The 20,240-nt window shown below is 67.5% G+C and carries 13 protein-coding genes; 6 read left to right on the forward strand and 7 right to left on the reverse strand.

Annotation, left to right across the window (positions count from 1 at the left end; genetic code table 11):
* The first annotated feature begins 181 nt into the window (after window positions 1-181).
* The gene (locus ACFQ9K_RS01410; protein WP_378720225.1) at window positions 182-1,039 is read left to right on the forward strand and encodes an SGNH/GDSL hydrolase family protein; all 858 of its coding nucleotides are present in this window, start codon (window positions 182-184) and stop codon (window positions 1,037-1,039) included.
* Here the strand turns inward: ACFQ9K_RS01410 and ACFQ9K_RS01415 are convergent.
* Complete coding sequence (locus tag ACFQ9K_RS01415) at window positions 1,032-1,985, reverse strand: glycoside hydrolase (protein WP_378720224.1); 954 nt, start codon at window positions 1,983-1,985, stop codon at window positions 1,032-1,034. The two genes, ACFQ9K_RS01410 and ACFQ9K_RS01415, sit on opposite strands and share 8 nt — an antisense overlap.
* Window positions 1,986-2,286: 301 nt before the next feature.
* Between ACFQ9K_RS01415 and ACFQ9K_RS01420 the strand changes: the two genes are divergently transcribed.
* Entirely contained in the window at window positions 2,287-2,745 is a 459-nt protein-coding gene (locus ACFQ9K_RS01420; protein WP_378720223.1) for a hypothetical protein, read from the forward strand.
* A 6-nt stretch (window positions 2,746-2,751) separates the two neighbouring features.
* Here the strand turns inward: ACFQ9K_RS01420 and ACFQ9K_RS01425 are convergent, their stop codons facing one another.
* Window positions 2,752-3,750 (reverse strand): alpha/beta hydrolase, encoded by a 999-nt coding sequence (locus ACFQ9K_RS01425; protein WP_378720222.1) that lies wholly within the window; start codon window positions 3,748-3,750, stop codon window positions 2,752-2,754.
* Window positions 3,751-4,269: 519 nt separating this feature from the next.
* Here ACFQ9K_RS01425 and ACFQ9K_RS01430 point away from each other — a divergent pair.
* Window positions 4,270-4,689 (forward strand): hypothetical protein, encoded by a 420-nt coding sequence (locus ACFQ9K_RS01430; protein ID WP_378720221.1) that lies wholly within the window; start codon window positions 4,270-4,272, stop codon window positions 4,687-4,689.
* 92 nt (window positions 4,690-4,781) lie between these two features.
* On the opposite strand, the gene ACFQ9K_RS01435 is transcribed toward ACFQ9K_RS01430, so the two are convergent.
* Entirely contained in the window at window positions 4,782-6,452 is a 1,671-nt protein-coding gene (locus tag ACFQ9K_RS01435; protein WP_378720220.1) for a cutinase family protein, read from the reverse strand.
* Between the two features lie 896 nt (window positions 6,453-7,348).
* Here ACFQ9K_RS01435 and ACFQ9K_RS01440 point away from each other — a divergent pair.
* From ACFQ9K_RS01440 to ACFQ9K_RS01450, 3 genes are all read left to right on the forward strand, one after another.
* Window positions 7,349-7,531 carry a hypothetical protein gene (locus ACFQ9K_RS01440; protein ID WP_378720218.1) on the forward strand — a complete coding sequence of 61 codons (183 nt, stop codon included), beginning with the start codon at window positions 7,349-7,351 and terminating at the stop codon, window positions 7,529-7,531.
* Window positions 7,525-8,025, forward strand: coding sequence for a hypothetical protein (locus ACFQ9K_RS01445; protein ID WP_378720217.1), 501 nt, complete (start codon window positions 7,525-7,527; stop codon window positions 8,023-8,025). The genes ACFQ9K_RS01440 and ACFQ9K_RS01445 overlap by 7 nt, the downstream gene beginning before the upstream one ends.
* Before the next feature lie 94 nt (window positions 8,026-8,119).
* The gene (locus ACFQ9K_RS01450) at window positions 8,120-9,574 is read left to right on the forward strand and encodes a family 1 glycosylhydrolase (RefSeq protein ID WP_378720216.1); all 1,455 of its coding nucleotides are present in this window, start codon (window positions 8,120-8,122) and stop codon (window positions 9,572-9,574) included.
* 4 nt (window positions 9,575-9,578) lie between these two features.
* Here ACFQ9K_RS01450 and ACFQ9K_RS01455 read toward each other — a convergent pair whose 3' ends face one another.
* The 4 genes from ACFQ9K_RS01455 to ACFQ9K_RS01470 form a co-directional block, all read right to left on the reverse strand.
* Window positions 9,579-9,947: a DUF1304 domain-containing protein gene (locus tag ACFQ9K_RS01455; RefSeq protein ID WP_378720215.1), complete on the reverse strand. Its 369-nt coding sequence runs from the start codon at window positions 9,945-9,947 to the stop codon at window positions 9,579-9,581.
* Window positions 9,948-10,068: 121 nt separating this feature from the next.
* Window positions 10,069-17,910, reverse strand: a complete 7,842-nt coding sequence (locus tag ACFQ9K_RS01460; protein ID WP_378720214.1) for a SpvB/TcaC N-terminal domain-containing protein — start codon at window positions 17,908-17,910, stop codon at window positions 10,069-10,071.
* 184 nt (window positions 17,911-18,094) lie between these two features.
* A complete protein-coding gene (locus tag ACFQ9K_RS01465) occupies window positions 18,095-18,616 on the reverse strand; it encodes a L,D-transpeptidase (RefSeq protein ID WP_378720213.1) in 522 nt (173 codons plus the stop codon).
* Window positions 18,617-18,787: 171 nt separating this feature from the next.
* Complete coding sequence (locus ACFQ9K_RS01470) at window positions 18,788-20,185, reverse strand: AIM24 family protein (protein ID WP_378720212.1); 1,398 nt, start codon at window positions 20,183-20,185, stop codon at window positions 18,788-18,790.
* Between the last annotated feature and the right edge of the window lie 55 nt (window positions 20,186-20,240).

The raw sequence follows: 20,240 nt of genomic DNA on the forward strand, positions 1-20,240 counted from the left end.
CCGGATCGGATTCGTCGGCGGTGGTTGATTGCGGCGCGGGTGCGGTACTCCCCAGTTGCGTATCGCCGCATGTCAAGAATTGGGGAGCAAAGAGGATCGGATAGAGCGGAAAGAGTTCGTATCGTTGCATTGTTGCCGGCCGACTTTCGCGCCGCCGCTGTATCTCCCCTTGGAGCAGATCATGATTCGCGCCCGTGCTGTGCAGACGATCTTTGCCGCACTCGTGACCGGCTTGCTGCCCGCCGCCGTCGCCGTTGCCGCACCCGCTCCCGCACCCACCGACTATGTCGCTCTTGGCGACTCCTATTCGTCGGGGGTCGGCATCGGTGTATACCGCCCCGACAGCGGCTCCTGCCGCCGTAGCGATTCCGCTTATCCCGCACTGTGGGCGGCATCCCATACGGTCGGGTCGTTCGTCTTCAAGGCCTGCAGCGGCGCGACGACCCAGGATGTGCGCAGCGGGCAACTGGCGGCGCTGAGCGACAAGATCGGTCTGGTCAGCCTCACCGCCGGCGGCAACGACGCCGGTTTCTCCGACATCCTGCGCTCGTGCGTATTCCCGGCCAGTGACGCCAGTTGCGACGCCGCGGTGAACAAGGGCATCGACTACGTCAACCGCACGCTGCCCGGCCGTCTCGACGGTCTCTACCGGGACATCAAGGCCAAGGCGCCGAAGGCCAAGGTCGTAGTCCTGGGCTACCCCAGGCTCTTCGAGCGCGACCCCTGTCCGCTGAGCTTCAGCCTGCACAAACGCGACTCGCTCAACCGCGGCGCCGACGAACTCGACAGGGTGATCGCCGCCCGCGCCCAGGCCGCCGGGTTCACCTTCGCCGACCCGCGCTCCCGCTTCGCCGGACACGGGATCTGCGGGCGCGATCCATGGATCAATCAGCTCGACCTCGGCGATCCGGTCGAGTCGTTCCACCCCGACAAAGACGGGCACGCCCGGGGATACCTGCCCACGTTGAACGCGGCGACCGGGAGATCGAACCAGTCGACCGACGAGGACTCGCCGGTGAATTCCGCCGCCGCTAAATGATTTCCGGCAGCACGGTGAAATGACGGACGAAGCCGGACAGCTCGGGTAGATCCGCCGGGGTTGTCCAGCTGCGGAAGTTGTCGTGGCTGTCGCTGTAGAAATACCTGGGATTGTTTTCGTCGTAGTCGTCGAAGAAGATTCGCCAGCCGCCGCCGGGCAGGGGGATGACGCATTGGCCTTCCCGTGGAGCACCCCAGTTGTTCGGATCCGCGAGTGGGTCGAAGAGATACGGACCGAGCGGATCGCGCGCGATGGCGAGTTCGATGAATTTGCTGGTTTCGTTCTTGATGAACGCGTAGTAGGTGCCGTTGACCGGGACGATGGTGGTGTCGATGTAGCCGTAGCCGAAGCGGTCGCAGGTCGGGCGATCGACCGGGGCCTGATAGCCGAGCGGCGGGCCGAGCCCGGCCAGCGGGGTGAGCCGGCTCCAGGACGACGGGAGCGCCGGGTCGACCGTGGTCATCAGGTGCGGCGTGAACCGGCAGCCATCGGACAGCGACACGATGACGTGGACCCGGCCCTGCGCGTCGACCAGCCATTCCGGCGCCCAGCTGGAGGTCACGTTCAGGCCGTCCACCTGGATCGGGAAGTCGTACAGGTGATTCCAGGTGATCCGGTCGACGCTGCTCGCGAAGCCGATCGTCTGCCCCTCCCACGCGGTGGTGTAGGTGAGGTAGTAGACGCCGTCGACATGGCGGAAGACGCTGGGGTCGCGGAGCAGCCCGCCCGGCGGCCGATAGGCCGGACTGCCGTGCGGGTACGGGCCGACCAGCGGACGGAAGTTGATCGCGTCGTCGGATTCGTAGACATACAACGCGGATTCGCTGTCGTTGGTGAACGCCGTCATGGTGTACCGCACCGCCGACCCGGCGGCCGCGGCATGCCGGGCTGCCAGCAGGCCGAGGGGCAAACCTGCCGCCAGCGCCAGCGCGGACCTGCGACTCATCGGTACCGATGCCACATTCGGATTATCCAGAGCGGATTGCTATCCGTACATGCCGACACGCCGCAGGTCTCGGTCGGTGTCGAGTCGCCGGGGATTGCCTGCGATGTCCCTCCGTGACCGGCCCGCCCGGACCCGGTCCCGGCGTTCCGCAGCTGCGGCGGCCGGGGCCGGGTGAATGGCTGTGCAGCGGAACAAGTTACGGGGCCGACCTTGGTGTTCAGCCCAAGACAGCCCACCGTCACGCCTGCGACTCTCTATCTACCAGCTCGTTTGCCGAACGCCGAATATTGGAGTCGGAACAATGCCCGAGCCCGCCGGTCGACCGTCCCCCGGAGCGCGCGCCCTGCCCGCCCTCCCGACCGCCCGCGAACTGCTGGACGCGATGCATGACGTTGTCCCGGAACGACATCCGGCCGCCTCGATCCTCCGCGCCGCCTGCCTGCTCGCCGCCGTGGACGAGTGGATCCACCGCCACCGGGCCGCCATCGAGCAGAGCGCGCCCGGCGTGCGCCGGGTCACCGCGCCCGGCATCGAACGGGCGGCCCGCACCCTCCGCCGATACCTGATCGACGGCATCGCCGACGCGGCGCCGGACCGCGACGGCCTGGGCAAGGCGGTGGACCGGCTCGCCGCCGCCTGGGTCGACTGGCGCAGCGTCACCGCGAGCGACCCCGCCCGCCAGGCCGGCACCCGCGAAACCCTGATCGCCGCCTGCGACGCCTACAACGCCCTCGCCGGCCACGCCCCGCACGAGGCGTAGCGCCGCTCAGATCCCCAGGCCGGCTCGCAATGTCGGCCACGAATCATGCAGGGCATCTTGCCAATACGGCCAGGAGTGGGTGCCGACCGGGCTGTAGCGGATGGTGGCCGGGATGTTGTGCAGGCGCAGGTCGGTGTCGAAGACGAGGGTGCAGTCGTGCACCACCTGCTCGATGGCGATCGCCTGGGTGAGGTCGGTGGGGTAGGAGTAGCTGGGGTCGAAGGCGAGGTCGTAGGGGCCGGGGACGCCGCTGCCGGTGGAGAGGTAGATGGGTTTGCCGCGCAGTGCTTCGGTGTGCCGGGTCGGGTCGTGCGCGGGCCATTCGGGGTTGGCGAGGCCGCCCCACATGTTGTCGGCGTTGCCGCCCTTGTCGGCCACCGTCGTCCGGACCGTGGCTTGGCCGAGGTTGCTGGAGTAGAGGCAGCCGCTGTAGGCGGCGAGGGCGCGATAGAGGGCGGGGTGGCGGAAGGTCAGGGTCGTCGCGGCCTGCGCGCCCATCGATACCCCCGCCATGGCGTTGGTTCCGTTGCCGTGCAGGAGATTATCGATCAACGGTGGAAGTTCCTGGGTCAGAAAGGTTTCCCATTTGTTGTGCCCGAGCTTGCGGTCGTCCGCGAGCCAATCGGTGTAGAAGGTGCCGCCGCCACCGACCGGCATCACGACGTTGGTTTCCTTGTCGGAGAAGAAGTTCACGATGTCGGTACGCATGGTCCAGGTGCTCAGCGTCTGGGTTTCGGTCGACCCGTTGCCGTCGAGCAGATACAGGGTGGGATGCGGTGCGGCCTGGTTCGCGGGAAGCAGGACGTCGAGCTGGACGATGCGGCCCATCGCCGGTGACCGCACGTAGACCTCCGCCCAGCGGTCGGTGCGCTTGGTGATGTGGTCGACCACGGCCTCCGCGCTCGCCCGCGGCGGGGTCGAGACCAGCGGCGCGATCACCGCAAGCGCTATCGCGACCGCCCAGCCGGCGCGTCGTGCCCTTTTCGAACCAGAACTACCTGTCATCGCCGACCGTCCTCATTCGTGCCGCCTCGCGGAAAAGCGGCGAGGTAACCGTGATTCGGGATCGGCGGGCGTCCCGTTACCGATGTGCGCCGAGAATTCTGCACGTCGGCGTGTCACTTTCTGCGGAATGCAAGATTGCGTTTATCCCCGCGCTACGCGGTCAGCAGATCATTCCATCCGGAATCGCCACGGGATAGCGATCGGCTATGTAACCTGGTGGAGTCCCGAGAGATTCGGGGCAGCTCCGCAGAGTGAGTCGTGGTCGCCCCTGCGGCTCACTATCGCTGTACACAGTCCGATGAGGTCCGGGAGATCCCCGGGCCTCATCGGTCGTGTATTCGGCACCGGACATATTCGTTCCTCCCCCCGCATCGTCGGGCAATTCATCGGCCACCGCGAAAATTCGCGCTGAATTCTCCGATCCAGACCCGCCGTGGATCCGAATATGCCGTAGTGCCGACACGTCTCTGTCAAGTCGTCGGCCCCATGTACCGCCTTCGATACGACAAGGGGTTACTCATGTTTCACAAAACCGCGACCGTCGCGGTGACCGGTCTGCTCGCCGTCGCGGCGACACTCGCCGTTGCCGCGGGCGCGGCCGGCGCCACGCCGTCCCCGTCCACCGAAACGGCGCCGTCGCAGCAGGTAGACGCCGCCGGGACGGACACGCACGACACCGACCCGCTCGGCATCGTCACGCCGAAGGGGGACAAGAAGGGCAAGAAGGAAAAGAGCGCGGACGCGGCTCCCCAAGAGCCGACCGCCGCCGACAAGGAAGCCGCCGCGGCGCTCAATTCCGCATTGCGCGATTTCCTCCGCCCGCCGCACGGTGGCGCCGAAATGGGGCCGCTCGGCAAGACCTCGGACGAGTGGCTCGATCTTTTCCTCGGACCGCAGCCCGGCGCCCAGAGCACGCCAAAGGCCAAGCCGGCCCGTTGATCTCCACGCCGTACTGAGTCGAAACCGATTCGAACAGCGGCAGGCAGGTCCGCGCATCGCACCGATCAGCGACGGACCTGCCTGTTGTCGATTCAGCCGAGAAAGTCTGTGTCCGAATCCGTTCGGAGAATCCGCCGTCGCCCGATATAGAGCAGCCCGACGGTTTCCGACAGCAGCAGCGCCCAAACGACTCGACGGCCGGTGTGGAGTTGCTCGGCCTTCGCCGCGGCGGATTCCGTTCGGATCCGACCGTGGGCCGGATCGGCCGGGTCCACCCGGATGCCTGCCTCGGTCGTCGAATCCTTGGCCTTCGGCGAAGTGTGCTGTGCGGGCGGCGCTTCGGCGGTGCCGCCGCCGGCGGCCGGAGCCTGGGCCTCCTGGCCGGGCATGGATGCCAGCACACTGTCCGGCTGGCCGACCGCTTTCGGCTCGGCGGGCGCGGGTAGCGCACGCGACAGCGCGGTGAACCACTCGGCGACGAACTGCACCGAGGGCCGTCCCGCGGCGACCGTGGTGACCGCGTAGGCGCCGTGCCGGGTCACCGCGTCCTGATACTTGGCCCAGACCTGGCTGTCGATGAGTTGGGCGTTGTCGCTGACCAGATCCCCGATCGCGTCGAACGCCTGGGTGAGCACCTGGGTGAACCGCGGTGCGGACGAGCGGCGCGGCATCGAGGCGAACATCTTGGCGGCGAGGGTGGCCAGCCCGGCGAGCGGATCCTTCGCGCCGACGGTCCCGATCTGGCAGACCTCCTCTGGGCTCAGGACCACGCCGACAATGCTGGTCAGCGTGTTGAGTGTGATGGTGGCCAGGCGCAGCATCGCCGACTGCGCGGTCGGATCGTCGATCAGCGAACGCGGATCGGAGGCCTCGGCGAGGCGCTGGCTGAGCGACTTGTCCCTGGACAGGACCAGGCTGCCGGGGGAGAGGCCGTGCAGGTCCTTGTCGACGACGTCGGTGGTGGTCTTGTTGACGGTGGCGGCCAGCGCGTCGGTGATCGAGGACAGCGCGGTCAGCGGATCGTCGAGCGGGAGCAGGGCCTGGCCGGCGATGTTGGTGATCATGTGCAGGATCGGTGCGTTCGTCGGGGAATCGCAGGCTAGGTCGCCGTCGATGCAGAAAGACGCGACGCGACCAGTGAGCGTGCCGAAGTCGAGGGCGAGATCGCGCAGGGGCCCGATGCCACCGCCCGGCGCGGGCGCGGGCTGGGCCTGTAGTCCGGCGAGCCCGTCAGCGATGGTGCCGGGCGGCGGGTCGGGGGCGAGTTTGCCTGCGGCGCCGGGGAACAACGATGCGCCGGGGTAGCGGGTGGGGTCGGCGAGCAAGGCGACGCCGGCCACCCGGTCGGCGGGCACGCTCGACTGGCCACGGCCGACCTCCTGGGCGAACAGCGAGGCGATGTGTGCGCCCTGCGAGTACCCGACGACCGCCAAACGCGTGTTCTCGCACCGGTCTACGACGGACTGCGCCATCGCGCGCAACTGCTGCAAGCCACCGGTCACCGAGGTCGAATACGGGACCGCGCCCCCTGGCACGGCGCCGCCGAAGCCGGCCTCGTACGGAACATAGGCGCGGTCTGTTCGGTTCGGTTCGGCGGCCAGCATGGGCAGGAAGATCGACGACAGCATGCCGTGGTCGAGGGACGGGTCGGCATCGGGGGTGGATTCACCGGTGCCGGGCACGCCGATGGCGTAAAGCGCTGGGCAGCGCGCTGATTGGCCGGTCGCGGGGGTTGCCGCGCCCACGCCGACGCCCGCGTTCATGGCGAAGGCCGTACCTGCGACGAGTGTTCCTAGTCTCCGAATACCTGTTCGGGAGAACAGCATTCGACGCAACGTCCCCACCTTCACATCGGTTCGCATGGCCTGAGGCTGGTTCTGCTCGGGAGAGTCTCCGGCGTACACCGGTCCGGGGTGGGCTTCGCCGCCACCCCGGACCGTGTCGAATCAGCCGCCGAGCAGCGCGGTTACGACGCTGGTGAGTCCCGAGGTGAGGGCGGTGACAACGGCGGTCAGGAGCGGTGCAATCATGTTCTCCCTTTCGTTTTTCATCTGGTGACGAGCCGTCTGGTCAGTCTTCGTGCGGTAAACCGACGCGGAGTCTGAAATGTCGGTGGTGCTGCGCGGCGAAAACTCCAGGCGGCTGGAACAGCCCGGGTGGGTGTCCAACGCTGACCATGTCGGGAACCGTCAGTGGCAGGCGTCGATAGTGTCTTCGTAACCCGGGTACGTTCGGATGGAAGAAATTTCGAACTAGTTTTAATAGTGCTGTGAGCTGGGGCAATGCTCCAGCGGGTGGGTCTGCGCGGTGAACGGCGGCCTGGCGCAGGTGTTTTGTCCTTTTGGGGGCAGGTGCGCTAGCCTTCCTCGGCGATCCAGCTCGTGCTCACGTTCGACGAATGGCACCGATCCGTCAATGGCGAATCACAGGAGCAAGTCATGTTGAGTGGTCTCTTCGGTCTAGTGAACAGCGTGCTCGCGGTAACGGAGAACCTCGTCGGGATTCTTACCTTCGGCATTTTGGGCTAGGCGGCACGCGCGCATTTCCGTTGGTTCCGAATCGCATTCGGGCGAACGGAGATGCGCGTCCCGCGCATCCTGGGTAACCGCATCCGCCGGAGTTCCTCCGGCACACGATCGATGATCGAGGAGGGTTCGCTGTGTCGCGTCTGTCGAAGGAACTGGCCGCTCTGTCCGTGCTGGCGGTCGTCATCTACTGCGCCGGAACGGATTCCCTCGCGTTCTGGAAGACCGACGGGGGACCCGGGACGGCAGGGGCGGACTGGCTCGACGCCGACGACGATGGGGAGCGACTCGACCAGATGGGCGGGTTCCGGTGGTAGGCAAGGTTATTCCGCTGCTGCCGGGCAGTGCTCGGGCCACCGCGCTGCTGGAGCTCGACGCGTCGAGGGAACTGCTCGCCCAGGCGCGCGCCAGGGCGAGCAGCGCGGCGAGTCGCGCCAGCGCCGCGGCCAAGCGCGCGGTGAACCGGGAGAAGGCGGTCGACCATGTCGCGCGCGCCCACGGCGCCGCGCGCGCGGTCGCGGCCGCGAACACCACTCGCGACGCCGCGTGGCACGCCTACGTAGCCGCCAACCACGCCATCAAAGCCACCTTCTACACCGTGGCCACCGCCGACGCGGCGATCACCGTCCAGGAGGCGGCGGCGACCGCGCTCGTCGCCGCCAAGGCCGCCGCCTTCGCCCCGGACGACATCGCGGTCGCCAACGCGGCCGCGGCCGCCGAGGAGGCGGCGGGCAGGGCCAGCAACGGGGGCTACGGGGCGCCGCCGGTCGCCGCGATCGCCCGTATCGGACACCGTCTATCCGTCAACTGAACAGGGAGGGAACGTGCCCGTGCCAGGCCACGCACTCGCCGGGACGACCGGGGTTACCGGGGGTTCGGCAATTAGTCGGTTAAGTTCTCGGTTTATGCGCACATGGAGTCGGCGTGCCGCGGGAGCGCTCGCGGTTTCGATGGCCGCGCTGCTGGTTCCCGGTGTGAGTGTGGCCGCTCCACCGCAGCCGGTGGCGGGCGGCGCACTCGGGCCGGGGTTCCTCTGGGGTGTGGCGGCGTCCGGCTTCCAATCGGAGGGACACGCGCCTGCCGATGCCGCGCCCGACCTGGGCTCGATCAACTCGGGTTCCCGTAACCGGGTTTCGCCGGACAACGATGCGCCGGACAGCAATTGGGTGCGCTACATCGAGCACCATCCGGAGTACGACAGGTACCAGAGCTCGATCGACTTCTACGACCGGTATGCCAGTGACATCGACCTGGCGAAGTCGCTGGGGGTCAAGGTGTTCCGGATCGGCATCGAGTGGGCGCGGCTGCAGCCCAAGAGCCGGCTGGAGTGGGACGCCGACGGATTCCGCTTCTACGACAAGGTGATCGCGAAGATCATCAGTTCGGGCATGCGACCGATGCTCACGCTCGACCACTGGGTGTACCCGGGCTGGGCCTACGACGGCGCGTTCCATGGGAAGCATTCGGACACACCGGATACCGGGTGGGACAACCCGGAGATGGTGGAGGCCTGGCTGACCAACATGCGCAAGGTCGTCGACCGATACGCCGCGCGAAATCCGTTGTGGGTCACCATCAACGAGCCGGTCGCCTACATCATGCACGAGGTACGCAACAACGCGACCGATCAGGCGCGGATGGAGGACAAGATCGCCGACGCGCACAACCGGATCTACGACTACATCCACCAGAAGCGGCCGGATGCCCAGGTGACCAGCAATATCGGCTACGTAGCCGGCATCGACGATCAGGTGAACGGCCCGCTGTTCGGCAAGATCCGGGACCGGCTCGACTACATCGGCGTCGACTACTACTTCTCCTTCGAACCGCCGATGTCGATGCCGCCGGCCACCGTCCGGTCCATCGCGGCCGTCGGCGCACCGGGCATGTGGAACCTGCCGATCCGGACCGAGGGCATCTACTATGCGCTTCAACGCTATTCGCGCATGGCGCCGGGTAAGCCGCTGTTCGTCGTGGAGAACGGCATGCCCACCGAGAACGCCATGTCCGACGACGACAATGTGCCGGGGACCGGCAACTACAACCGCAGCGACCATCTGCGCGACACCGTCTACTGGTTGCAGCGCGCCAAGGCCGACGGCATGAACATCATCGGCTACAACTACTGGAGCATCACCGACAACTACGAATGGGGCAGCTACAGCCCGCGATTCGGCCTCTACACGGTCAACGTGCGCGACGACCCCAGCCTGGAACGCCACGCCACCAAGGCGGTCGCCACCTACACCGAGACCATCGCGGCCGGCGGAGTCGCGGCCGACTACCGGCCCACCCGGCCCCCGGCCGGCTGTCTGGTCGTCGACCCGACGCCCGGTTGCACGGACCTCAGCGTCCCGTAGCCGGCTACTGGCGGCCGGCCACCAGCACCGCGATCAGCGCCACCGCACCCGGCAACGCCTGCACGAACAGGATGCGCCGGCTCGCCGTGGCCGCACCGTAGATCCCCGCGACCACCACGCAGGCGGTGAAGAAGATCATCGCCGCGAACCCGACCGGATCCGACGCGATGATCCCCCAGATCAACCCGGCCGCCAGAAACCCGTTGTACAGCCCCTGATTCGCCGCCAGAACCTTGGTCTGCTCGGCGAATTCGACCGTGCTGCCGAACGCCGCCCGCACCCGCGGCGTCGTCCACAGGAACATCTCCATCACCACGATGTAGACGTGCACCGCCGCCACCAACCCGACCAGAACCTCGGCTACCACCCGCACGATCGACTCGCTTCCTCGTGTACCGGCCGGGACGCGCCCGGATTGCTCGTCACAGGATGACCGAAAACTATCCGGCCCGAGCGCGGACGCGCGCAACGGTGGGGCATTGCGAGACCGACAGCTAATCCCACTGCCCCGAAAAGTCGCTCCATTTGAGATGAATCCAGGTGGGGAACTTCCCTTCCATCCACGCCTTGCTGCAGTCGAAGCAGGCGTTGCCGGACGTGGTCACGAAGCCGCCGCGGGCTCCCTGTTCCTCCAATCCGCCGACGGCCGACCGCTCGACGTGCGCACCGATCGGCAGCTTCGATTTCCAGAGGACCGGGCGCGGGCCCAACGCCGTTCCCGCCGGGAGTTGCAGCACGCCGCGCGCGAACAGGTCGTGCGCGGTGGGATTGCTCAGGGTGATCAGCGTTGCCGGTTTCCCGTCGACCTGTCCCGTCGCCGCGGAGACCTGCAATGAATACGGCACCGTTCTGGATTCCTGGAATGGCCGCAGGCTCTCCACGGTTTGCGACACCTGCGTTTGCAGCCGCTGGACCAGGCCCGCGAACTCCTCGGGTGGCGGTCCGGCCGGCGCGGGTGCGGGCGGTCCGGCGGGTGCGGCCGGACTACCCGCGGGCGACGCCGGTGCGGCTCCCGCGGGCGGGCCGGCCGGGCTGGGCGCCGGAATCGGCGCCGTCTCGACGGGCGCACCCCAGGCGGTCGCCCTGGTATCCAGCGCGACCGCGCCGACGTCGTGATTCGCGGCCCGCGCGGCCCCGATCGAGGCGATGCCGCCCAGTGCCGCCACGCTGGCCTTGTAGTGCTCGACCGACTGTGCCCGATTCTCGTACTCGACCGCTTCATCCGGTGTCGCGAACTTCTTGAACCGGGTTTTGGCCACGGGATTGTCGAACGGACGCACCACGATCTCCCGCTCGATCCTGGCCGGCGGGCCGCCGGCCGGCCAGACGGCCGGAGCGGATTTGTCCACTTCCGGCTGCGGCAGGATCCCCTTCTGCGTCAGATAGCTGTTGAGCGTGGCGTCGTCCACCGGCCCAAGGTTGAGCCGGAATCGGAAGTCGTCGAGGTTCTTCGATTTCGTCCAGATATCGGCCACCTGGTCCCTGGTGAGCTGCGCGGGATCGACCGGCCGTTCCTGTGTGCCGTGCGGATCGATGAAGCGTACGGGCGAAAGCCGGGAGTACGCATAAAGATTGACGCCCGCCTCGACACCGACCGGATCCGCGCCGGCCCACCGGCCGAGCCACGGCAGATAGTAGCGGGCGGTGTGGTAATTCATGCCGGTCTCGTCGTCGCGTTCCTTGCCGGTGTAGCGGTAGCGCTTCAGCCCGACTTCGGCCGCGCTGCGACCGGTTTGGAAGGCGGTGCTGCCGTAGGGGTGATACTCCTCGAAACTGACCAGGGCGCCCGCTTCGTCGAGTTCCACACTGGCCGAGCCGAGATGGTTGCCGAGCTGGTAGCGGATGCGCTCGGCGGAGTCCGCCGTGGTCGAGGTCTCGACCACGGCGACGCGGTGCTGATCGTCCATGACGTGCAGGGTCTCGCGCTCCAGCGTCACGGTACCGCCGCGATGCTCGCGGTAGATTTCGAAGCCGCCCAGATACATTCGCTGATTCTTCAGCGCCCCGGTCGATGTCTCGGTGATCTTCCGCACCCGCTGGCCGGTGGAATCGTAGACGTAGTAGGTGGTTTCGGGCGTTCCGCCGGCTACCACCTGTTGCGCTGTGGCACTGAGTTGCCCGCGATGATTCCAGCGCATCAGTGGCAGGTGCGACATCGAGGTGATCTCGCCGTGCGCGTCGTAGCCGTACCGGGCGCTGTAACCGCCGGTGGTGGCGTAGTCGGGCAGCTCCTCCTGGTCGCCGGGCTGGCTGGTGGCCAGCAGCCGGTTGCTGTCGAGCGCGTACTGGTAGCGGCGCTGCCACCGGGTCTGGCCGGGCTGGTCGATGTTGCCGCCGGCGTGGTGGACGAACCGCAGGACGTTGCCGACCGCGTCGTAGCGGTAGCGTTCGACGTAATCGCGCAGGCCCTGCAGGTCATTCGGGTGGATGCGGGCGCCGGCGAAGGGAAAGTCGCGGCGATTGCTGTCATTCGGCGTCAGCGCGAAGTCGGTCTGTCCGCTGTGCTCGCGACCGGTGGCGCCGACCAGCCGGTAGAGCGCGTCGTAGAGGTAATCACTGCCGGCACCGGCCTGCACGGTCGTCGCCAGCGCCGAGTCTTCGATGCGGGTGATGTTGCCGACCGGATCGTAGACGTAGTCGATGTCTTGAACGACGGTCGCGTTCTCGAACAACAGCGAGGCGGTCGTGTCCGGGTCGGCGGGGCGGGTGGTGCGCAGCTTCGCCAGACGGAAGACGAAGGGGTCGTAGGTATATGTGGTGGTCGCGCCGTTCCCGTAGTCGATCCGCAGCCGCTGCCCTTTGGCGTTGTAGTCGATCCCGGTGACGAACGCCGTCGGGGTCGGAGCGCCGCGCAGGTTCACGTCGACGCGCTCGAGCAGGTTGGCCTCGTTGAAGGTGGCGCGGTAGACGCTGGCATCCGGCGCGGTCACGGTGGTCGGGCGGTTGAGTGCGTCGTACTGTGTCCGCGTCGTCAGCGGGGGCGCGGTCTCGAGCAATGGCGCTGCCGCTGCGGCGATCCGGTCCAGATCGGTCAGGTCCGCCAGCGCGGACCAGTCCGGAGTGTTCTGATAGTCGCGGGCGAAGCGACGCGCGGTGGCGAGCGGATTTCCCTTGAAGTCGTAGCGCTCGGTGGTTGTCGCACCGGACCCGTCATACACCTGGAAGGTCTTGCCGCGCAGATTGTTACCCGCTTCCGGATGGGCTTCGCCGTACACGCTCAGTTCGACCAGCACCTCGGCCTCCGGCGGTCCGGCGGGATCGCGCGGCCGGCCGCTCGCCGTCGAATCCCCGCTGGCGCGGACGAATACACCGACCTGACGGTGCAGGGCGTCGTAGGTCGTCCGCGTCCGAAACCCACGACTGTTCCAGCCGTACCACGGTGTGCCCGCGGCGTCGTTGAGCAGCCAGCGGTCGCCCGCGTCCATGCTGTGCTGGAGCAGCGGTAGGCCGGAGACGTCGTAGCAGGGGGCGACACCGTAGGGGGCGAGGTTCTGCGGGTCATCGAACGGGTGGATGCCGCCGGGCAGCGGTGGCGTGACGTACTGCATCACCCGGCTACCGCGCGCGTCCTGAATCCACAGCGGCTTGCCCTCGGCGTCGAGTTTGGTGAAGGTGACCTGCTTTTCGTCGATGCCGTCCGTCCGATTGTGTGCGATCGTCAGCACCGCGCGTTCGAGACTGTCGAGCAGGGTCAGCGTGGGAGTGCCCGCGTGTGCGGCGGCCAGCTGCGCCGCGCGCCGTTCGGCCGCTATGGCCGACGCGCTCATCCGGGCGTACCACGCATTGCCCGGATCGAGCACGGTGTCGTTGGGATCGTGGGCCGTGATCTGCCACGGCGAGAAGTCGACTCGATCGACGCTGCCGTCGGGCGCTTCGGTGCGCACGCGGCGGCCGAGCGCATCGTAGAAATGCACCGGTGTGACGCCGATTTCGCTCGGTTCCTCGAAGCGGTGACCGACCGGGGGCGGGCTGAAGTAGGGCTCGTACTGTTTGACCGGCTTGCCCTTGTTGTTCAGGATCGTCTTGCCACTGGCCACCCAGCGCAACGCTTCGCCGGGCGACTCGGGCTCGGCCTGGACCTTCTTGACGAGTACCGAACCACTGCCGTCCGAGTACGCGAAGTTCACTTGCACCGGCCCGGCGGGGGCCTCGGATGCGTGGTGTTCCCGCATGATTCCGGCCGCGCACGGCGGGTGGGCGCCCCAGACGACGGTGCCGTTCTGGATGGTCTCGCCGAGGTAGTACAGGTCTCGCGTGGTCGCCTTCCCGAGCAGCGTCTGTGCGGCCGCCGTCCGGTAGTCGTCGGTCACGAAGAAAGCGATCAGCTCGTTCAGCTCCGGGTCTGTTGCGGCGTCGGCGAATTCGGCCAGCGAGTCGCCCTCGCCCTGTTTGCCCGCCAGTGCCAGCGCGGTCGGCATGCCGAGGACATCGAACATCAGCTGAGAGCGGTTGCCGTTGATGTCCTGGACCGAGCTGGGTGCCAGCACGCGCAAGTCGAAGGCGATGGTCTCGGTGCGGTTTCCGAGGGGGTCGGTGCTCGACCGAAGGAACAGGTCGCGCGAGTCATACTCCAGCACAGTGATATTGCCGAACGGGTCGGTGTAGCGCTCGGGCAGATAGAAGTGCTGGGCAGCGTCCGGCTGATAACCGGCGATGCCCGAGCAGCGCCAATACTGGCCCGCCGTATCCGTTCCCAGGCGCTGCTCGAGGATCCGACCGCTCAGATAGCCGCTGACCGCCACATCGCCTAGTGCGGCAGTTGCCTCCGGTGTCAGCGTGGCGCCGAAGACGGTGGTCAGCAGGGCATCGGTCAAGGCCAGCGTGTAGATCTCGTAGGGCAATGCCTGGGTGTTCAGTGTGCCGAACGGCAACGGGCGGTCCAGCGCGTCCGCGAAGAACAGCGACCGGGTGTGCTCGATCAGCCGCCGCTGCGGCCGCGTGCCGTCCGGGAATTGCTGGTAGGGAATCGTTTCGACGGGCGTGCCGGTGCTCGGGTAGTTGTCGCTGAGGTCGAGTCCGCGCAGCTGATCTAGGCCGAAGTAGCCGTCGGTACTCGGCGCTATCCCGGTCAACTCGAAAGTGCTCGTCTCGCAGGGAAGCCGGAGCCGGTACCGATCCTGGTCGGCGATCGCGTCGCCGGTATGGCGAGTTTCGGTGTAGGCGAGGTGTATTCCGCCCTGTACGGCGGCGGCCAAGGCGCCGACACCGGCAGGCAGCAGCGGGTCGTCGAGTGGCGCCGGCTGCCGGCGGGGGTATCCGACCGTCACCGTTTGCCGAACGTTGCCGTATTCGTCGACGCGCAGGTTCAGCGTGTGGCCGATTCGCGGGTCGGGCACCAGGGTCGCCGGGCGGAGGTCGAGTTCGTAGTGGTAGGTGACCGCCTCGCTCTCCGTCGCATGGAATACCGCGTGCCGGTTGCTCTTCCGCGGTTGCACCAGGTGGAGATGGCAGCCACGGGAGCTCGCCGAGAAGAGCCGGACCGGGCGCTGCTGCCCGTTGGCCAGTGCGTCGGCGTCCAATTCGTAGACCTCTTGGCGCAGCGGCGTCCCGCGGCAAGCCCGTAGCGCCTCGCGCAGCTCGTCGGCGGTCAGGTCGCGCGCGTCCAGATCCAGCTCGGGAACCGCACGCTCGCGGAAGGTGCCGAGCACCTGGGTGCCGGGCTTGAGGTCTTCGAACCAGTTGGGAAAGTACTCGCGCGCCAATTGATGCACTGTCCGAGGCCCATCGATCAGCGCACCGGTGTGGAACCAGGTGACCGTCTTGACCGGCGGCTGGTGGAGCCGATGATCCTGAGTTATGTACGGGCTGTTGGTGTTCGCGTCACCGAACGTCCCGTAGTCCTCGGTATCGATCTGCTCCACCCGGCCGAAACCACGGAACTCCCGTTCGGGGCCGTCGAAGTAGCCGTGGTGGTAGCTGTAGGTGCTGGTGAAGGTGGTGTTGCGCCAGCGGTCGCGGACGGTGACGTGGTCGACGACGTGGACCGGGAAGGGAAGCTTTGTCGCCCAGGGCTTTCCGGCCAGTTTGTCGGCGAGGTAGCAGGTGGTCGACGGGGTGTAACCGATCTCGGTTTCGGCGCCGAGGTTGTTCTTGACCGTGACGAGCAGGTGCGGCTTCTGCCCGCCCATCAGGTCGAGGTAGCGCAGCGGGGAGTGTGCGTCGCCGGCCAGCGGCGAGGACCACACCAGGCAGGCGGTGCCGTTGCCGAGCAGGTCGAGCGTTTGCACCCGAATCGGCTCGGCCACCGGCGGAAAGACCGGCAGGGACACCGGATTTCGCCAGCTGTTGCCGGAGTGGTTGAGGTAGACGCGGACTCCGTCGGCGTGCAGATAGATGATGTCGGTGGTGCCGGAACCATCGATGTCGGCGATCAGGACGCGCTGGCTGTCGAACTGATCGGGGTGGTCGAACCATGGCGGGTTGTCCATGGTGATCTTCCGGCCGAAGTGCCCGTAGCCGAGGTTCGGCCAGTAGCAGACCTCGCCGTTGCGGATTCGGACCAGGTCGGTGAGGCCGTCCCCGCTCATGTCGGCGAGCTGGACGGTCTGCTCGCTGTCGGCGAAGATGACTGCCGGGCCGCGGTTTTCGTCGCGCCCGGTGGCGACGCGCTGTTGCGGGCCGAAGCCGGCCTCGCCGAGCGACGGATACCAGAGGAACGCGTCCTGTTCGGAGATCAGCACATCGATGAGGCCGTCGCCGTCCAGATCGACGAAGCGCAGGTTCGGGTCGTGCCAGTCGTGGTTGGGCAGGTGGTCGAAGGGCGCGAAGGGCGACCAGCTCGCGTCGTCGCGTTCGTGGAACCCCGGGTCGGGCCCGTCGAACCGGACGACGTCGGGTTGCCCGTCGCCGGCCAGGTCGACGAATCGGGCGCCGGCCGCCAGGGAGGCCGCGGGCAGCGGCGCGACCAGTTCGGGTGCGGCGAGCCGGGCTGCGGTGCCGGCTGTCTCGGCCGGACTCAGGTTCCGCTTGTAGAACCAGCCGCCATCCTGCTCGGTGAGAATGCCGGCGACGCCGTCACCGTCGAGGTCGACCCACTGGTATTCGGCGCCGTCCACACCGATCGGCAAGCCGGCCAGGCTATCCCGGTCGAGCTCGCGGACCTCGCCCTGGATCCGCGCCTCGCGGTAGCCGAATTCGACGGGCGGCAATGCCCGGCTGCGGTATCCGCTGTCTGTCCGCCGGTATCCGCGCTGGGTGACCGAGGTGAGCTCGGCGTGGATCGGATTACGCTCGTTCGCCGGGTCGAGGTCGTGGGCGTAACCGAAGTCGGTGGAACGGACCAGGCAGTCCGCGCCGACCCCGGCCTCTTCGGGAAAGTGGTGAAACATCAAGGCGCGTCGGCAGAGTCGATGCGTGCGCACTTCGAAGCCGGATCGGTAGGACGAGAACGGGTCCGGCCGATTACCCCAGCCGGGTTCGTCCGCGGGCAGCGGCCGCGCGAGATCGTGTTCGCCGTAATCGAAGACGAGCTCGAAGTACCACTGATCGTCGGCGGGTGGTGCGGGCCAGGCCGCCACCGGGTCGAGGGTGGGGAAGTAGGGCGTGTGGTTTCCGTAGCGAATTCGCTTGGGGTAACGGTTGGCTCGGCGTTCCCGCTGGAGTTCGTTGGCCGTGTCGGCGACCAGCTCGGCGTTCTCCGCTTTGTACTCGTAACTGACGACGTTGCCCTTGTCGTCGTAACTGAGGCAGATCAACCAGCTGAAGATGTGCTCCGGATTCCCGGGGTCGGCGATGCGTGACCGGGCGTCACGTCCGTACCAGGTCGTGACGTTGTCCCGGGAGATGGACCGCCAGCTGATGTCTCGTGCATCGGTAAGATTCGTCCACCGCTCGATGCGCGCGAACAACCCTTCGACGCGCGGCCGGTACCGCTGTACGCGATAGCCGATCCCGCCGACGGTGCGGACCGGAAGTACTTCGCGAACCCAATTCCCTTGCTGTTCAACCAGAACCGGCGCCAGATCCTCCGCCCCGGACAGGATGAACACATCCGACTCACCGGAGTCGTCATACCTCGGCAGTCCCTTGTCGGTCTTGCGGGTGATCGCGGGCAGCCCCAGACTCCACCCCAGCCCGAACGGCCCGTTGCCCGCCCCGGAGTCGTACGCCAACGCCAGCTGCGGCCCGAACCCGCCCCGGCCGGGACTGACACTGATCGGCACGGTCAACGACCCGGTCCCGGTCACCGGATTCGCGGCGAACTTCTCCCCGATGCCCTTGATCGCCCCGCCCCCCTTCGGCAGGGCGATCGTCGGCGCCGTCGGTCCACCACTACCCGGCTGGCCCGCATCGGTCCGTTCCGCACCCTGCTTGCCCTGCCCGAAGTCGTCTGGCATCCCGCTACCCTCCGTCGCCCACGGCTACGTCAGCAGCCCTGGCGGCAATTCTGGGGAGCCGGTCGCCCTTGCCGGAACCCTCCGGTTCGCTGACCGGATCGGTGTGGTCTGCGCGACGTGGGCAAACAAAAACGGGATGCCCGTGCGGGCATCCCGTTTATGCGATGAATATGGGTTCAGGCGTTCATTCCACGACTTCCACGATGTCGCCCGGTTCGAGATGGCGATACGTGGCCTCGGCGGCATCGGGGTTCATCCGAATGCAGCCGTGCGAGTTCGAATCCAGCGGGCCGATGTGGGTGGCGATATCGCCGTCGAAGAAGACGGCCCATTCCATCGGCGCGTTGTGCATTGTGCTCCAGAAATGTTCGCGCTTGAAGTCGACGTCGAAGACACCGACATGCGACTCATATCCCGGCCTGCCGATCTCGATCGGCTTCGGACCATAGATGGTCTTGCCGTCCTCCATCAGCCACATTTCCTTGGTCGAGAGCCGCATGCAGGCGCGCGTCTTCGGCGCGGTGCACGGTGCGTACACCGGGGCGGGCGGCGGGGGCTGAATGATCGCGGGCACGCCGGGAATGTCCGGTCCGCCGGGCCATAGCGGTTCGGCCTGTGCGGTTGCCGTCATTGCGAATCCGGCGGTCGCGACTCCGGCGAGTACCGCGAACCTTGCCGACCAATTTCTAAAACGCTTGCTGCTCATCAAATTTCAGGCCTCTCTTCGCCTTGCCGCCACGCTGCGTGCCGAAATGCCAGAGTGATAGGAGTACCTCGTCGCAAGAAACTGGAGGATCCGAGGTGGTAGCGATCATCGCGGACCTTGCGCGCCGGGTCAATCGCGGCGCGCAGATGTTTCACAATCCGATCGGTTGCGTCAACCGAAAAGGCCGCCCAGCGCGCCGCCGCTCTGCCCGGCCTGCTGGCCGCCGCCGGTGCCGCCGATGAGTCCGCCGGGCGGCAACTCCGAGGGCTGCACGATGACGAAGCCGCGCCCGGAAAAGGCCAGCGTGAGACCCTCGCCGGTGCTGCGGCCGATGAGCCGGCCGAGGCCGAAGGAGTCGTTGCGCTTGATCCCGGTTTGCAGGCTCGACGACCAGGCCACCGCGGCCTGCGGGTCGGCGTAGGTCGGCTGATCGACCTGCAACACCACCGGCGAGCCGTGTGTGGTGATGGCGATCCGGCCGCGCCCGGTGAACACGCAGTTGAACAACCCGGCATTGCTGGCGACGCCGGCCGCGCCCTGCACCCTGGCGATCCGGTAGGACAGGCTGGTGTCGAAGGCGAGCACGTTGGAACCGTTGATGGTGAGGCCGTCGCTGCCGTCGAGGTCGATGATGTGCACGTCGGCGGCGCTGTCGGCGAGGAACAGATCGCCGCGGCCGGAGACGCTCATCAGCGGCACGCCCTCGCCGGTGAGCCGCTGGGTGATCGCGCGGCCGATGCCGCCGGAGCCGAGCGCCTTGAACTGCATGTCGCCCTGGTAGGCGACCATCGAACCGGCCCGGGCCATGACCTCGCCGTTGACGGCGACCTTGATCATCTTGCCGCCCTGCTTCTGGATGCCGACGCCGTTGACTTCGGCGTGGCTGGGGTTGAACAGATCGCTCTGCATCGGCAGTGCTCCTTGCTGAGGTGATGGCGCGGGCGGTGTGTAGGCGGGCGGCGGTTGGTACGCCTGCTGGGGCGGGTAGTTCGGCGCGGGCGGCGGCGGATAGTTCGGCACCGAAACCGGTGGGGCGGCAGGCGGATTCGGCGGCGGTGCGGGCGCCGCGGGCTCGTCGTCGATGTTCACGCCGAATGCCGTGGCGATACCGGCCAGCCCGTTGTCGTAACCCTGCCCGACGGCCCGCACCTTCCAGGCGCCACCGCGGCGATAGATCTCCACGCACACCACGGCGGTTTCGGTGGTGAGCCCGTCCATCGGGAAAGTCAGTGCCCCCGAATCGGATCCGATCGTCGCGAGCAGGGTGCCCGCGGCAGCGAAGGTCGACGGGCCGCTGCCGTCGAGGCTGGCGGTGACCACGACCTTGTCCACATCGGCGGGAAGCGCGCTGGTCTGCACGTCGACCATGTCGCCGCGGCCGCTGCCGTGCCGGTAGGTGACGCCGGGGCCGACCGGCTGGTTGAAGAACACGAAGTCGGCGTCGGTCCGGACGCGGCCGTCCGCGCCGAGCAGCAGCGCGGAGACGTCGACTCCGGCCGAGCAGGTGACGGTGACCGTCATCCGGTCGGCGGGCGCGGGCCGGTTCTCGCCGCGAGCGAGGGCGGTCACCGCTGACCCGCCCGGTGGTCGGCGATCGGGCCGTATGGCATGCGATTCACGCCGT

Origin of the sequence: Nocardia sp. NPDC056564, assembly GCF_042793755.1 — a bacterium.
GTDB lineage: Bacteria > Actinomycetota > Actinomycetes > Mycobacteriales > Mycobacteriaceae > Nocardia.